Origin of the sequence: Devosia chinhatensis, assembly GCF_000969445.1 — a bacterium.
GTDB lineage: Bacteria > Pseudomonadota > Alphaproteobacteria > Rhizobiales > Devosiaceae > Devosia > Devosia chinhatensis.
Map to the genome: position 1 here is coordinate 1 of NZ_JZEY01000054.1, position 13,483 is coordinate 13,483.

General features: G+C 63.3%; 16 protein-coding genes and 1 other RNA gene. 7 read left to right on the forward strand and 10 right to left on the reverse strand.

Annotation, left to right across the window (positions count from 1 at the left end):
* On the reverse strand, nt 1-211 hold a 211-nt coding region (locus VE26_RS00230), incomplete at its 3' end, for an alpha-amylase family glycosyl hydrolase (protein WP_046103257.1).
* A 165-nt stretch (nt 212-376) separates the two neighbouring features.
* Here VE26_RS00230 and dapD point away from each other — a divergent pair.
* Genes dapD through VE26_RS00250 form a run of 4 tightly spaced genes read left to right on the forward strand, consistent with a single transcriptional unit; the run spans nt 377 to nt 3,503 of the window.
* A complete protein-coding gene (dapD, locus tag VE26_RS00235) occupies nt 377-1,219 on the forward strand; it encodes a 2,3,4,5-tetrahydropyridine-2,6-dicarboxylate N-succinyltransferase (RefSeq protein ID WP_046103258.1) in 843 nt (280 codons plus the stop codon).
* A gap of 9 nt (nt 1,220-1,228) precedes the next feature.
* The gene (gene dapE, locus VE26_RS00240; protein WP_046103259.1) at nt 1,229-2,383 is read left to right on the forward strand and encodes a succinyl-diaminopimelate desuccinylase; all 1,155 of its coding nucleotides are present in this window, start codon (nt 1,229-1,231) and stop codon (nt 2,381-2,383) included.
* On the forward strand, nt 2,380-2,922 hold the full coding sequence (locus VE26_RS00245) for a hypothetical protein (protein WP_046103260.1): 543 nt from the start codon (nt 2,380-2,382) through the stop codon (nt 2,920-2,922). The genes dapE and VE26_RS00245 overlap by 4 nt, the downstream gene beginning before the upstream one ends.
* Before the next feature lie 14 nt (nt 2,923-2,936).
* On the forward strand, nt 2,937-3,503 hold the full coding sequence (locus VE26_RS00250) for a hypothetical protein (RefSeq protein ID WP_046103261.1): 567 nt from the start codon (nt 2,937-2,939) through the stop codon (nt 3,501-3,503).
* Here the strand turns inward: VE26_RS00250 and truA are convergent.
* The 3 genes from truA to def all read right to left on the reverse strand — a co-directional run bounded on the left by truA (nt 3,497) and on the right by def (nt 5,797).
* Nucleotides 3,497-4,234: a tRNA pseudouridine(38-40) synthase TruA gene (gene truA / locus VE26_RS00255; protein WP_046103262.1), complete on the reverse strand. Its 738-nt coding sequence runs from the start codon at nt 4,232-4,234 to the stop codon at nt 3,497-3,499. The two genes, VE26_RS00250 and truA, sit on opposite strands and share 7 nt — an antisense overlap.
* Complete coding sequence (gene fmt, locus VE26_RS00260) at nt 4,234-5,157, reverse strand: methionyl-tRNA formyltransferase (protein WP_046103263.1); 924 nt, start codon at nt 5,155-5,157, stop codon at nt 4,234-4,236. The genes truA and fmt overlap by 1 nt, the downstream gene beginning before the upstream one ends.
* A gap of 124 nt (nt 5,158-5,281) precedes the next feature.
* Nucleotides 5,282-5,797 (reverse strand): peptide deformylase, encoded by a 516-nt coding sequence (def, locus tag VE26_RS00265; RefSeq protein WP_046104848.1) that lies wholly within the window; start codon nt 5,795-5,797, stop codon nt 5,282-5,284.
* A gap of 131 nt (nt 5,798-5,928) precedes the next feature.
* On the opposite strand from def, the gene VE26_RS00270 reads away from it, so the two are divergent.
* Entirely contained in the window at nt 5,929-7,353 is a 1,425-nt protein-coding gene (locus VE26_RS00270; protein ID WP_046103264.1) for a DNA recombination protein RmuC, read from the forward strand.
* Here the strand turns inward: VE26_RS00270 and VE26_RS00275 are convergent.
* Nucleotides 7,350-7,562, reverse strand: a complete 213-nt coding sequence (locus VE26_RS00275) for a hypervirulence associated TUDOR domain-containing protein (protein WP_046103265.1) — start codon at nt 7,560-7,562, stop codon at nt 7,350-7,352. The two genes, VE26_RS00270 and VE26_RS00275, sit on opposite strands and share 4 nt — an antisense overlap.
* A gap of 96 nt (nt 7,563-7,658) precedes the next feature.
* On the opposite strand from VE26_RS00275, the gene VE26_RS00280 reads away from it, so the two are divergent.
* Entirely contained in the window at nt 7,659-8,120 is a 462-nt protein-coding gene (locus VE26_RS00280; RefSeq protein ID WP_046103266.1) for a hypothetical protein, read from the forward strand.
* A gap of 18 nt (nt 8,121-8,138) precedes the next feature.
* On the opposite strand, the gene recR is transcribed toward VE26_RS00280, so the two are convergent.
* The 5 genes from recR to VE26_RS00300 form a co-directional block, all read right to left on the reverse strand.
* The gene (gene recR / locus VE26_RS00285; RefSeq protein WP_046103267.1) at nt 8,139-8,735 is read right to left on the reverse strand and encodes a recombination mediator RecR; all 597 of its coding nucleotides are present in this window, start codon (nt 8,733-8,735) and stop codon (nt 8,139-8,141) included.
* 72 nt (nt 8,736-8,807) lie between these two features.
* On the reverse strand, nt 8,808-9,131 hold the full coding sequence (locus VE26_RS00290) for a YbaB/EbfC family nucleoid-associated protein (protein WP_046103268.1): 324 nt from the start codon (nt 9,129-9,131) through the stop codon (nt 8,808-8,810).
* Nucleotides 9,128-10,885: a DNA polymerase III subunit gamma/tau gene (locus VE26_RS00295; RefSeq protein WP_046103269.1), complete on the reverse strand. Its 1,758-nt coding sequence runs from the start codon at nt 10,883-10,885 to the stop codon at nt 9,128-9,130. Before VE26_RS00295 ends, VE26_RS00290 begins: the two co-directional genes overlap by 4 nt.
* Before the next feature lie 127 nt (nt 10,886-11,012).
* An RNA gene (gene ffs / locus VE26_RS17310) (signal recognition particle sRNA small type) lies at nt 11,013-11,109 on the reverse strand.
* Nucleotides 11,110-11,229: 120 nt separating this feature from the next.
* Nucleotides 11,230-12,717 carry a PAS domain-containing protein gene (locus tag VE26_RS00300; RefSeq protein WP_046103270.1) on the reverse strand — a complete coding sequence of 496 codons (1,488 nt, stop codon included), beginning with the start codon at nt 12,715-12,717 and terminating at the stop codon, nt 11,230-11,232.
* Between the two features lie 337 nt (nt 12,718-13,054).
* On the opposite strand from VE26_RS00300, the gene VE26_RS00305 reads away from it, so the two are divergent.
* Nucleotides 13,055-13,309 carry a hypothetical protein gene (locus VE26_RS00305; RefSeq protein ID WP_046103271.1) on the forward strand — a complete coding sequence of 85 codons (255 nt, stop codon included), beginning with the start codon at nt 13,055-13,057 and terminating at the stop codon, nt 13,307-13,309.
* The last annotated feature ends 174 nt before the right edge of the window (nt 13,310-13,483 follow it).

Genomic DNA, 13,483 nt, shown 5'->3' on the forward strand with positions numbered 1-13,483 from the left:
CCTCCCGCCCGCCCAGGGCCGGGTCGATCAGCGTGGGATCGAGCACGTCATAGCCATGGGTCGATGCTGCCGGAGCCAGAAAGATCGGCGATAGATAAAGGTGCGATATGGCCAGACCGGCCAGATAATCGAGCTGGGCTTCGACATGGGCGAAGGTGACCCCGTCTCGCAGCTGGATGCGATAGGTCGAAGTGGGAATGGGCTGGATCACTTGGGGAGGTCCTGAACGCGGCTTTATGCCATAACTCCCCTAATGGCGCGGACAAGGGGTGGTTCCACCAGCCCTCGCACGGCAGCCGCAAGCCGCCATCCCCGTTGACTTGGCGGTCGCCCCGGCTATGGTCCGCCCGAACCATTTGCTCGCGCAGGACGGACCATGTCGCATACCCAGCTCGCCCAGATCATCGATGCCGCTTTCGAGAACCGCGGCGAGATCAACTTTGCCACCAAAGGCGAGGTGCGCGATGCGGTCGATACGGCGCTGGCCATGCTCGACAAGGGCGAGGCGCGGGTGGCCGAGAAAGTCGAAGGCAGCTGGCAGGTCAATCAATGGCTCAAGAAGGCGGTGCTGCTGTCCTTCCGCCTCAACGACAACCAGATGATCTCCGGCGGCCCCGGCGGGTCTTCCTTCTGGGATAAGGTGCCCACCAAGTTCGAGGGCTGGAGCGAGAACCATTTCCGCCAGGCCGGCTTCCGCGCCGTGCCCGGAGCGATCGTGCGACACTCGGCCCATATCGGCAAGGGCGTCATCCTTATGCCCAGCTTCGTCAATCTGGGCGCCTATGTCGATGAAGGCACCATGGTCGACACCTGGGTTACCGTCGGCTCCTGCGCCCAGATCGGTCGCAACGTGCACATTTCGGGCGGTGTCGGCATTGGTGGCGTGCTGGAGCCGCTCCAGGCCGGGCCCGTGATCATCGAGGACAATTGCTTTATCGGCGCGCGCTCGGAGATCGTCGAGGGCGTTGTGGTGGGCGAGGGCGCGGTGATCTCGATGGGCGTCTTCATCGGCGCCTCTACCAAGATCGTCGACCGTGCCACGGGCGAAATCCATATCGGCAAGGTGCCGCCCTATTCGGTCGTGGTATCGGGCAGCCTGCCCGGAAAGCCGCTGCCCGATGGCACGCCCGGCCCGAACCTGTACTGCGCCGTCATCGTCAAGACCGTGGACGCCCAGACGCGCTCCAAGACCGGTATCAACGACCTTCTGCGCGACTAGGAGACGAGCGTGGCCATCGATCCGCAAGCCCTGCTCGAACGGCTCATTGCCTGTCCGTCGGTGACGCCGCAAGAGGCTGGGGCGCTGGACCTGCTCGAGCGTGAATTGTCCGCATCGGGCTTTGCGGTCACGCGGCTGCGCTTTGAGGGCGACAATTCCTATCCGGTCGACAATCTCTTCGCCACGCGCGGAAAGACCGGGCGTCGCTTGCTTTTTGCCGGTCATACCGACGTGGTTCCCCCCGGCGACCGGGCGCACTGGACCAGCGATCCCTTCATCCCGCGCGTGGCCGAGGGCAGGCTCTATGGCCGGGGTGCTGCAGACATGAAGTCCGGTATTGCCGCCTTCATTGCTGCCTGCTCGGCCCTGCCGCAGGATGCCGGCATCATCCAGCTGGCTATCACCAATGACGAAGAGGCCGATGCGATCAACGGCACGGACAAGCTCGTCGGCTGGATGGTCGAAAACGGCCATGGCTTCGATTTCGCAATTGTCGGGGAACCCAGTTCCACCGAGATCGTGGGCGACAGCATCAAGATCGGCCGGCGCGGGTCTTTTTCCGGCAAACTGACCGTGACGGGCACGCAGGGTCATGTCGCCTATCCGCACAAGGCCAACAACCCCCTGCCGGTGCTTGCCGCCATGGCCACGGCCCTGTCATCGGAGCGGCTCGACGCGGGAACAGAGCATTTTCCGGCCAGCAATCTCGAGATCACCACGATCGATGTCGGCAATCCCGTGTCCAACGTGATCCCGATGAGCGGCACGCTGCGGTTCAATATCCGCTACAACGATCTCTGGACGCCCGAGACGCTGGGCGATTGGGTCCGCGAGCGGATCGGCGCGGTGGCGGCAAATCAAACCCAAGTCCTGTTCGAGGTCTCGGGTGTGCCTTCGCGCGCGTTTCTTTCACCCCTGGGCGCGGATATCGAGACGCTTTCGGCCGTGATCGCCGCGCGCACCGGCAAGGCACCGGATTATTCGACCGGTGGCGGCACCTCGGACGCGCGCTTCATCGCTCAATATGGTCCGGTGGTGGAATGTGGGCTGGTCGGCCCCTCCATGCACAAGGCCGACGAGCACATTGCTCTCGAGGACCTGCATAGCCTCACCGCCATCTACACCGATTTCATGCGCGCCTTCTTTGCCGGTGGCGCCAAATGAAGATCGGCGGGCTGCTGCTCGCGGCGCTGGCCGGCTGGCAGATGATCCTGCGCGGCGATCCGAACTGGTCGAGCCATTTCCGCCTCTCGGCGGCGGGCCTCGCCTCGGCCGTCGTGCTGTTCTACGTTTTTGCCGTCCTGGCCGTGGTGCTGGCTTCCCTCCAGGTCGGCGTGCCGAGCCTTGAGGGATTTTTCGATATCATGCTGATCCAGTCGCTCTGGCTCGGCGCGCTGCTCATCGGCCTTTACGGGACGCGCTTTGCCGTGCGCGACAAAAGCCCGGTCTTTCCGGTTCTGGTGCCGGGGATCCACGCGCTTACAGCCTATCTGGTGCTGGGCTCGCTGGTCTCGCTGATCCTGGGCATGCTGCTGCCGCTTCTGTGGCTGGCGCTGGTCTTCATGCTCTATCGGCTCGGCCGCGTGGCAGCAGGCTGGACGCATGGCGTGTCTGCGGCATTCGCGTTCCTCACCGTGGTTCTGCTTGTCGGGCTGCCGATGACGCTCTACATGCTAGCCACGACCTTCGCGCCCCCAGCCTGAGACGAGAGTTTTCCTTGGCCCAGCCCACGCCCTCCTTTTTCGAAGAAGCACTCAACGCCGCCCGCGGCTGCTGGGCGCTCGTCATCGGCCGCCGCGACGCCTCGACCTGGTTCGATTTTTCCCAGCGCGGGCTCATCGGCAGCCTCGTGGCGGTGCTGCTGGCGATGCTGATTGCCGGTTTCGGACCCATGCTTCTGGGCATTCCGGTTCCGGCCGGTGCACCCACCCAGTCCATCGTGATGAATAGTGCGCTGTTCGCGGCCCAGGCTTTGATGGCCATGCTGGTGCTGCGGCAGATGGGACGGCAGGACGGCTTCGTGCCCTATCTGGTCGCCAGCAACTGGGTGACCCTGGTCTCGGGCGTGCTGTTGCTCTTGTCGCTGTTCTTCGGCGAGGCGGGGCTTATCATACTCCTCGCCATCGTAATCGTCGCCATGATGACCTTCATCAATATCGGGCGGTTCATCGTCACCCTCAAGGCCATGCAGATCGTGCTGCTGTTCATTTCCCAGGCCGTGGGCATCTTCCTGGCGATGGGCGTTCTGGCGCTGATCCTGCCGGTACCGACAGCGGTTCAATAATCCACGCCGGTCAGATAAAGGCCCGATGACGGCGCCATGCCGCCGCAGCGCGACCGGTCGGCAGCGTCGAGAGCGGCGCGGAAATCGACCGGGCTCCACTTGCCCTCGCCCACCAGCTTGAGCGATCCCACCATCGAGCGCACCTGATGATGCAGGAAGCTGCGGGCGCTGGCGGTGATCGAAATCACCTCGCCATCGGCGCTGACTTCGAAGGCGTCCAATGTCCGGATCGGCGACTTGGCCTGACATTCCGAAGAGCGGAACGTCGTGAAATCATGGCTGCCGAGAATGCGCCGGGCCGCATCCTGCATGCGATCGGCGTCGAGGGCCATCGGCACATGCCAGACCTGATTGCGCTCGATAGCGGCCGGCGCCCGGCGATTGAGGATGCGATATTCGTAATGGCGCGCCCTGGCGGAAAAGCGCGCCTCGAAGTCGGCTCTCACCGCGTCGCACTCGATCACGGCGACGGGATGCGGTCGCAGGTGGTAGTTGAGCGCCTCACGGACGCGGAAGGCATCCCAATCTCTCAGGAGATCGAAATGGGCCACTTGCCCCAGGGCGTGGACGCCGGCATCGGTGCGTCCCGCCGCTTGGGTCGTCACCGTCTCGCCGGAGAATTTGGCGATCGCTTCTTCCAGCGCCTGCTGTACGCTCATCCGGTCCTTCTGCCGCTGCCAGCCGCAAAAGGAGGTTCCGTCATATTCGATGATGAGCTTGAAGCGCGCCATCAGCTGGCTTTTGCCGGCAGCGGGCCGGCGCCGCGCAGGAAGGTGGCGGCATCCATGGCGCCCTTGCCTTCGCGTTGCACCTGGGTGAAGCGAATGGCGCCGGTGCCGCAGGCAATGGTGAGATCGTCGCCGAGCAACGTAGCCGCCGGTGCCGCGCCATCGGCCAAGGTCGCGCGCAGCGCCTTGATCCGCACCGGCTTGCCGCCCAGATCCAGTTCGAACCAGGCGCCGGGGAAGGGGGAGAGCCCACGGATCAGATTGTGAACCTCTTCGGCGCTGCGGGTGAAATCGATGCGTGCCTCGGCCTTGTCGATCTTGGCGGCATAGGTGGCGCCATCGGCCGGCTGGGCCGTGAAGGCGAGGCTGCCGCGCTCCAGCGCCGCCAGCGCCCGGCCCATGAGGTCGGCGCCAAGCCGCATCATCTGGTCGTGCAATTCGCCGGCGATCATGTCCGGGCCGATGGGAATGATCTCGGTAGGCCCCATGGCACCGGTATCAAGGCCCTCGTCCATCTGCATGACCACGATGCCGGTCTGTTTGTCGCCAGCCATGATGGCCCGCTGGATTGGCGCTGCGCCGCGCCAGCGGGGCAGGAGCGAGCCATGGAGATTGAGACAGCCCTCCGCAGGCGCGTCGAGGATTGGCTTGGGCAGGATCAGGCCATAGGCGACGACGACGGCGACATCGGCACCAAGCGCGGCGAACTGGGCCTGCTCGTCAGCGCCTTTAAGCGATCTGGGCGTGAAGACGGGAATGCCGAACGCTTCGGCAGCCTCATGGACCGGCGTCCTGCGCTCGGCCTGTCCTCGGCCGGCAGGCTTGGGCGCCCGTGTATAAACGGCGACGACCTCGTGCCCCGCCGAGACGATCTCGGTCAGCGTGGGAACCGAAAATTCGGGCGTACCCATGAAAACGACGCGCATTTTTGAAGACAGTCCTTCTTGTTCCTCTCTCTTTCGAGGGAGGTGGCCGGAACGTTGCGACGGTGGAAGACCATTGTTGCCACCCGCGCTGAACCATCCTCACCCTCCCGAAGGGGGGACGGACTTAACGCGCGGCCAGCTTGGCCTGCTTGTCGAACTTCTTGATCACGCGGTCGCGCTTGAGGCGGCTGAGATAGTCGATATAGAGCACGCCATCGAGGTGATCGAGCTCGTGCTGGATGCAGACGGCCAGCTTGCCTTCGGCCTCCTTGACCACTTCCTCGCCGTCGAGGTCGGTGTATTTCACCGTGACATCGTTGGGACGCTCGACCTCATAATAGAGCTCGGGAATGGACAGGCACCCCTCTTCGGTGACCTGGATCTGGTCGCCGAAATGGGTGATCTCGGGATTGATCATCACCAGCGGCGCCGGCGGCTCGCCTTCAGCGGCGAGGTCCATGACCACGATCCGCTTCATGACGCCGATCTGCGGCGCGGCCAGGCCGATGCCGGGGGCGTCGTACATGGTGTCCAGCATATCCTTGGCCAGCGTCCTGATCTCGTCGTCGACCTCGATGATCGGATCGGCGACGGCGCGAAGTCGGGCATCGGGAATGACGAGAATGGGGCGGATGGCCATGGCAGAAAGTCCGGCGAAAAAAGGATCGCCCCCGATATGGCGATTTCCGGCCCCATGGTCAACTCCGCCCCCGATCACAGGGCGTAACTAGAACATTTTGCGAACATCAGAATCGGGCTAAGCTGGCGGCCATGAACGCACTCGATGGTACGCTTTTCATCCTGGGGGATGTCCCGGTCAGTCTCGGTTTGGCGCTTGTCGCCATGGGCGCGCTTGTCCTCGTCGCGATTATCGCCCTTCTGGTCGCCCAGTCCCGCGCCAGCGCTGCACGGGCCGACGCTGCGGCGCGGGAGGCGGCGGATGGCCTGCGTGCCAATTTTCTTGAACAGGTGGCCGGGCGCGATGGTCGTATTCGTGACCTGGAAGCGCAGCTGGAGCGCGAGCGGATGCGGTCGAGCGACCTGCTCGATGCCGAACGCGAAAAGAGTGGCGCGCTGCACGCGGAGCTGGCCGCGATGCGCACCCGGCTCGACGAGCAAGCCCGGCAAAACGAGGTCAATCTCGAGCGCTTCACCAACGCCCGTCAGCAGATGACCGACGAATTCAAGGCGATTGCCGGGGATGTGCTGCGCAGTCACAGCGAGACGTTTACCAAGCAGAACCGGGAGCAGGTCGATGTGCTGCTCAAGCCGCTGCAGGAAAAGATCGGCGAATTTCACCGTGGCCTGATCGAGGATCGGTCTGCCATGAAAGAACGCATCCAGGCACTGGCGGAAAGCAATCTGCAGATCACCACCGAAGCGCAAAACCTGACGCGGGCGCTCAAGGGCTCCTCGCAGACCCAGGGCGCGTGGGGAGAAATGATCCTTTCCACCATCCTCGAACAATCGGGGCTGCGCGAGGGGGAGCAATATGTCACCCAGAAGAGCCACACCGCCGAGGACGGACAGCGGGTGCGTACCGACGTCGAGATCCGCATGCCCAATGGCGATGTGCTGGTCATCGATTCCAAGGTTTCGCTGACGGCGTTCGAGGCCTATGTGAATGCAGAGGCCGACATGCGCGACCAGCATCTGCGCGCCCATATCGCCTCGGTACGCGGGCATATTACGACGCTGGGCGACAAGACCTATCATCGCGCCGCCAAGTCGAGCCTCGATTATGTGATGATGTTCGTTCCCATCGAATCTGCCCTGGCGACGGCGATCCAGAACGACGCCAAACTGGTCGAATTCGGCATGAGCAAGGGCGTCATGCTGACGACCCCCACCACGCTGATGACCGTGCTGCGCACCATCCGCAATGTCTGGGACATTGAAAAGCGCCACCAGAATGCCGAGGAAATCGCCGAGCGCGCCGGAGCGCTCTACGATAAGGTTGCCGGATTCTTGTCGACCATGGACAAGCTCGGCGGGCATCTCGACAAGGCCCGATCAAGTTTCGACGATGCCAGAAACCAACTCTCGAGCGGTCGCGGCAACGTCGTTCGTCAGGTCGAGATGCTGCGCGAACTGGGCGCCAAGTCGAATAAGCCCCTGCCGTCCGGATGGGATGGCGGCAGCGAAGACAAGCCCACCCTGCGCCTCGTCGGCGACGAACCGGGCGACCTCAATTAGGCAGCGCTCACTTCGCTCTTGCTCTTGAGCACCTTATCGCCGTCCTCCTGCTGGATAAGGTAGGCCGGCTCCTTGGCGCTCGCTTCCCGCTTGACCTCGGAACCCTTGATCGTGCGGGTCACCGGCTTGGTGAACCGCTCGACAATCTTACCCGATGCCGTGCTCGATCCCCATTTCCACGTCACTTTCGAGCCTTTGCGAAGCGCCAATTCATCCTCCTGCGATCACTTTGCATCCAGCAGCGAACTCGCCAGGGCCCGGCGGCGTTCCAGCAGCCAAGATCAATGTGAACGGGAAACAGGCTCATGGCCCAAAATCACGACCACCCCGGCAGCCTCGTGCCGCAGGAAACCAATTTCGACAATGCCGACACTCCCGGCATCGCCCAGCCCTATAGCCAGAGCGAAATCGACGACCTGCTCTATGGCGATGGCAGGCCGGTGGAAGACCGGGTCGCGCGGCTGCAGGAAATGCGCGAGGAGCTGGCGGCCCGCGAGAGCGGTGATTTCGGGGATGAAGACCCTGCCGCCATGCTGGACGAACTCGACCGCGCGATCGAGGAATTGCGGCGCGATGCCGACAATGTCGATGAAACTGGCGACGCCGCTGCCTACATGGCCGCCGATCCCAACGATCATCTCGACGCCCTCTCGCCCGACGATGTCGAGGCGCGCGCGGCCCTGACGGGCCAGGAAGACGATGCGGACGAGAACTTCGACGCAGAGCTCGAAGACGACGAAACGGCCGAAAATCTGGGCCTCAACTGACCGCAAAAGCGGCCCGGATCAGATTTCGGTCCGGGCCCTAAGTGCTTGACTTAGCGTGCCTTCATCGAGGTAGTCCAGCTCGCCGCCGACCGGCACGCCATGTGCGAGGCGCGTGACCTTGATGCCACGGCCGCTGAGGTGATCGGTGATGTAATGGGCCGTGGTCTGGCCCTCGACCGTCGCATTCATGGCCAGCACCAGCTCGGTGTAATCCCCGGCCCGCGACAGCAGGGCGTCGAGATTGAGGTCGTCCGGTCCGATGCCGTCCAGCGGCGAGAGAACCCCGCCCAGCACGTGATAGCGGACCTGGCCGACGCCCGCGCGCTCCAGGGCCCAGAGATCGCCAACATCTTCCACGACAATGAGAATTCCGCTTTCTCCACGGCGCGGATCGGCACAGATGGAGCAGGGACTGATCGTGTCGACATTGCCGCAGATTTCGCAGCTGCGCACCGCGGCCACCGCCCGGTCGAGGGCGGCAGAGAGGGGCAGCATCAATTGGTCCTTGCGCTTGATCAGGTGCAGAACCGCCCGGCGAGCCGAGCGCGGCCCATAGCCGGGCAGCCGCGCCAGGAGCTGGATCAATTGTTCGATTTCAGGTCCGCCGGACGCCATCAGAATGTCACCGCAGGAAGCAATTGGTTAGCAGACTGTTGACGTTGAGCGTCGCAGACATGCGAAAAAGAGTCAGAACGGAAACTTCATGCCGGGCGGGATGGGGAGACCCGCGGTGACCTCGGACATCTTGCGCTGCATTTCCGCTTCGCTCTTGCCCTTGGCGTCGTTGAAGGCGGCCACGATCAGGTCCTCGACCATTTCGGCGTCTTCCGGCTTGAGCAAGGTGGGGTCTATCTTGAGACCGCGCAGGTCACCCTTGCCGCTGAGCGCAACCACGACCATGCCGCCGCCCGAACGGCCCTCGACGACCATTTCGGCAAGCTCGGCCTGCATGGCCTCCATCTTGCCCTTCATTTCGCTGGCGGCCTTCATCATGCCCATGATGTCTTTCATTCGTCGTCCTCTTCGGGTGGGGGCGGGGGCAGGTCTGCCATGGCGGCGGCGTCTTCGCGCACCGTCACATTGACCAGTTTGGCCCCGGGAAATGTTTCCATTATGGCTTTGACCAGCGGATCGTCATGCGCCGCTGCCGTGGCCGCTTCTTTCTTTTGTTCTTTTTCCTGCCGGATGGTGAGCCCATCGACCGGCTTGGTGGAGACGGTGACCAGCCAGCGCTGGCCAGTCCAAGTCTGCAGGCGCGCTGCCAGATTGTTGACGACGGACGGATTGGTGCCTTCGAGCAGCGATACCTCGATGCGGCCCTGCTCGAACGAAACGGGCAGCATCTGGCTTTCGAGCGCCAGCTTGATCAGCATGTCCCGCTTGGCCGTGGCGATGGCGATGAGGTCCTTGTAGCTGCCGATGGTCGCCAGAGCCGGTTGCGCAATGGCGGTCGGCACCGGGTTTGGATTGGTGACGGCCATGACCGGCTCGGGCAGGGACTGGGCTTCGACCCGCATGGCCGAAGCGGCGCCTGAAGAGCCAGAGCCCGACGGGCCGCGCGGCGGCAGCGCCGGCGCGCTCGGCGCCGCGGAGGGCAGGGTGCCCTGCTGGGTCAGCTTGGAAATCAGCTCGTCGGGGCTGGGCAGATCGGCGGCATAGGCAAGCCGGATCAGCACCATTTCAGCGGCCTGAAGCGCATTGCCGGCGCGCGAGACCTCTTCATTGCCCTTGAAAAGAATCTGCCAGGTGCGGGTCAGTGCCCGCATGGTGAGACGGCCGGCGAGGTCGCGTCCGCGCGAGCGCTCGTCGGGGGTCAGGGAGGCATCGTCGGCGGCGGCCGGCACGACCTTGATACGGGTGACCAGATGGGTGAATTCGGCCAAGTCGGCCAGCATGGTCTGTGGATCGGCGCCCAGATCGTAAAGTTCCCGCAACGCCGTCAGGGCCTCGGCGATGCGCCCGCCCATCAGGTCCTCGAAGAGGTCGATGATGCGTGCCCTGTCGCCGAGGCCGAGCATGGCCTTGACGGTTGCGGCGGTTACGGCGCCATTGCCGTGGGCGATGGCCTGATCGAGCAGCGACAGACTGTCACGCGCCGAGCCTTCGCCAGCGCGCACGATCATGGCCAGAGCGTCGGGCTCGAAGCCGATGCCCTCCTGGCCGAGGATCTTCTCGAGGTAGGCCGACATGATCTCCGCCGGAATGCGACGCAGGTCGAAGCGCTGGCACCGCGACAATATGGTGATCGGCACCTTGCGGATTTCGGTGGTCGCGAAAATGAACTTCACATAGGGCGGCGGCTCTTCGAGCGTCTTCAACAGGCCATTGAAGGCGGCCGTCGAGAGCATGTGCACCTCGTCGATCACATAGACCTTGTAAGGCGCCGAAACCGGGCCGTACTTGACCGAGTCGATGATCTCGCGAATGTCGCCGATGCCGGTATTGGACGCAGCGTCCATCTCGACCACGTCGACATGGCGCCCTTCGATGATGGCGCGGCAATGCACGCCTTCAACGGAAAGATCGAGCGTGGGATGGCGGCCGGTGGCGTCTTCGTAATTGAAGGCCCGGGCGAGAATGCGGGCGGTGGTCGTCTTGCCCACGCCGCGCACGCCCGTCATGATGAAGGCATGGTGGATGCGGTTCTGCGCAAAGGCATTGCCCAGCGTCTGCACCATGGCGTCCTGCCCGACCAGGGTCGAGAAGTCGCGGGGGCGATATTTGCGCGCCAGAACGAGATAGGGGCTGGCCGGAGTGTCAGCCATGCCGGGCCTCGTCCTGTTGCACTGAAAATCTGGGTTCGTTCATGTCCCGACCATAGGGCAAGCCGCAACCGACCGCAAAAGCCATCAGGCGATTTGCGCGTGTGAGAGCCCTGTTGTGAACAGATTGAGTAGGAGGCTGGCAGACGACCCGTGAGGATCTCGTTGGGGCTGCTTCCTTCCGGACCTGACCCGGTTGGCGAGGAACACGTCCGCGCCAACCTCCCGAGGCGCTATATGCGGATTTCTCGCGGCAGATGCAAGAGGCAGCGATTGCTTCGTCGTCGCCAGCCTGCCCGCCGCGTCGATGAAGGTGACGGCTTGCCGGGTAAAGGCGGGAAAGCGGTTCAGACGCCGTTCGTTGCCCGACCGGAATAGGCATCGACATTGTCGATCATCTTTTCAAGCGGAGCGGCGATCTCGTAGAGAATTCCCGAGGAGCGGAATTCAAGATTGGTCTGCCCGCCCAGTTCGGCAGCCACCATCTGCTCGATGACGCGTGTTCCAAAACCGCGCCGTGTCGGCGGCTCGACGGCCGGGCCACCCATCTCGCTCCAATTGAACCGCAGCATCTTTTCGTCGTCGCCCGTGAGCTCCCAGGTGATCGTGACCGACCCTCCCGGCTCCGACAAAGCGCCATACTTGATCGCATTGGTGGCCAGTTCGTGCATGGCCAGCGAGAGGGTCGAAACGGCCTTTGCGCCCAGCAGCACGCGTGGCCCGGCGATCCGAAGATCGGAGCCGTTGAAGGGCGCCATGGCCCGCTCCACCACATCGGCCAGCGTGGCGCTGCTCCAGCCTTCCTGGGTGAGCAGATCCTGCGCAATGGCCAGGGACTGGATGCGTCCGACAGCGATGGTCTGGGCTTCCTTGAGGTCGGAGGCGGAGCGCAGCGACTGGGTAAAGACGGACTGGGCCGTGGCCAGCATGTTCTTGACGCGGTGGTTGAGCTCGCGCGACAGCAATTTGCGGTGCTCGTCGGCCTCCTTGCGTTCGCTGATCTCGAGCGTCACGCCGGACATCATGGAGGGCTGCTCCTCCAGGTTGCGGGAAATCTGCCCGCGGATCTGCACCCAGCGGACTTCGTGCCGGGGCGTGCGGATCCGCAGCTCGATATCGAATTCCTCGCCCGTCTCGATGGCGTGCGAGACCACTTCCTGCCAGCGCAGCCGGTCGGCTTCGAGAAACGAGGCCTTGAGATCCTCATAGGTGAACGGATCGAGCGTATCGCGCCCAAAATTGGCCTTGCATTGCGGCGACGAGATCAACCGGTCGTTGGACAGGTCGAGCGTCCAGATGCCCATCCGTGCGGCATGCAGGATGAACCGGATGCGGTTTTCATTGGCCATGAGGTCGAGCATGCGCCGCTCGATCTCGCTTTCGAGTTCGCTGTGCGACATCTGCAATTCGCTGACCCGATTGCGCTCGGGCGAGACATCGAACTGTGACGCAAAGAAATAGGACAATTCCCCGCTTTCGTCGAAGACCGGCGAAATCAGCAGCCGGTTCCAGAACGTGCTGCCGTCCTTGCGGTAGTTGAGCAGGTCGATCTCGATTGATTCCTGGCGCGCAATGGCATTGCGGATGCGCACGACATCCTCGCCATTGGTGGCGGGGCCCTGCAGGAACCGGCAATTGCGCCCCAGGACTTCTTCGCGCGAATAGCCGGTGAGCTTGCCGAAGGCATCGTTGGCAAAGACGATCGGATTGTCCTTCTGCCGGGGATCGGTGATGATCATCGGCATGCGCGTTGCCCGCACGGCCGAGGCAAAAGGATCGTTCGACGCGAGCCGATTATGCAGCTCGTGCTCGATGCGGATATCGTGTTCGCTCATTGCGTCTCTCCGGTCCGTACTGCTTACTCATTCCTCGATCGCAGCACCAGCAGGGACCTCGTGTCAGGATCCGCGCAAGATCGAATTATCCAACGGTTATTGATCGCACTCCGTTCAGATCAAAAATGGCATTTTCGCTATCACCTTGACAGATCGCGGCTCAGGGCGCATTTTATGGATCTGCGTTTTCTGCCTCTGTTGGCGACCTGACGTGGCTGGCATGGCCAGCTTTCGGCTTTCCTTCCTGCAAATGTGAACGTTGACGATCCCGTCGCATGTCGCGCCGGGTATAGGCTCGCATCGTCCAGATGCGGGCACGTTCAGGGAGCCCAAAAGAATGGCCCACCGCTACGCTATCGGACAAGTCCTCGATCTGCGGTCGGCACCGCGCCAGAGCAATCGCCCTTCCGGGCCTTGCGAAGTGGTCGCCTGCTTGCCACATGAAAGAGGCCCGGTGCTCTACCGGGTCAAGTCGCTGGGCGAAAGCTATGAGCGCGTCGTCGAAGAATTCGACCTCGTTCCCAGCATGGCAGTGAAGGCGGAAGGCCCAAGCGCCACGGAAGTTTTTTCGATTGCCGTTTCGCGCCGCTGACGCAACGCCGTCCAGGCGCTTGCCAAGCTAAGACCAGGCGTGCCCGTCGAACGAATGGGGCGCTCGTTCATTATCATCGCATCGTCCGCGCGCCTTAATGGCCGCGCCGATGCGCACAGTGTCGTTCCGGCTGCTCAACCAGCGCCGCAGACACATTCCCATCAGAGCGGCCGC

Bases quoted from the DNA above. Each gene is read 5' to 3' on its own strand.
- VE26_RS00295 (WP_046103269.1), bottom strand. From the start codon at position 10,885: ATGGCTGACACTCCGGCCAGCCCCTATCTCGTTCTGGCGCGCAAATAT.
- dapD (WP_046103258.1), top strand. From the start codon at position 377: ATGTCGCATACCCAGCTCGCCCAGATCATCGATGCCGCTTTCGAGAAC.
- VE26_RS00280 (WP_046103266.1), top strand. From the start codon at position 7,659: ATGGCCCAAAATCACGACCACCCCGGCAGCCTCGTGCCGCAGGAAACC.
- fmt (WP_046103263.1), bottom strand. From the start codon at position 5,157: ATGCGCGTCGTTTTCATGGGTACGCCCGAATTTTCGGTTCCCACGCTG.
- recR (WP_046103267.1), bottom strand. From the start codon at position 8,735: ATGGCGTCCGGCGGACCTGAAATCGAACAATTGATCCAGCTCCTGGCG.
- VE26_RS00300 (WP_046103270.1), bottom strand. From the start codon at position 12,717: ATGAGCGAACACGATATCCGCATCGAGCACGAGCTGCATAATCGGCTC.
- VE26_RS00245 (WP_046103260.1), top strand. From the start codon at position 2,380: ATGAAGATCGGCGGGCTGCTGCTCGCGGCGCTGGCCGGCTGGCAGATG.
- truA (WP_046103262.1), bottom strand. From the start codon at position 4,234: ATGGCGCGCTTCAAGCTCATCATCGAATATGACGGAACCTCCTTTTGC.
- def (WP_046104848.1), bottom strand. From the start codon at position 5,797: ATGGCCATCCGCCCCATTCTCGTCATTCCCGATGCCCGACTTCGCGCC.
- VE26_RS00305 (WP_046103271.1), top strand. From the start codon at position 13,055: ATGGCCCACCGCTACGCTATCGGACAAGTCCTCGATCTGCGGTCGGCA.
- VE26_RS00270 (WP_046103264.1), top strand. From the start codon at position 5,929: ATGAACGCACTCGATGGTACGCTTTTCATCCTGGGGGATGTCCCGGTC.
- VE26_RS00290 (WP_046103268.1), bottom strand. From the start codon at position 9,131: ATGAAAGACATCATGGGCATGATGAAGGCCGCCAGCGAAATGAAGGGC.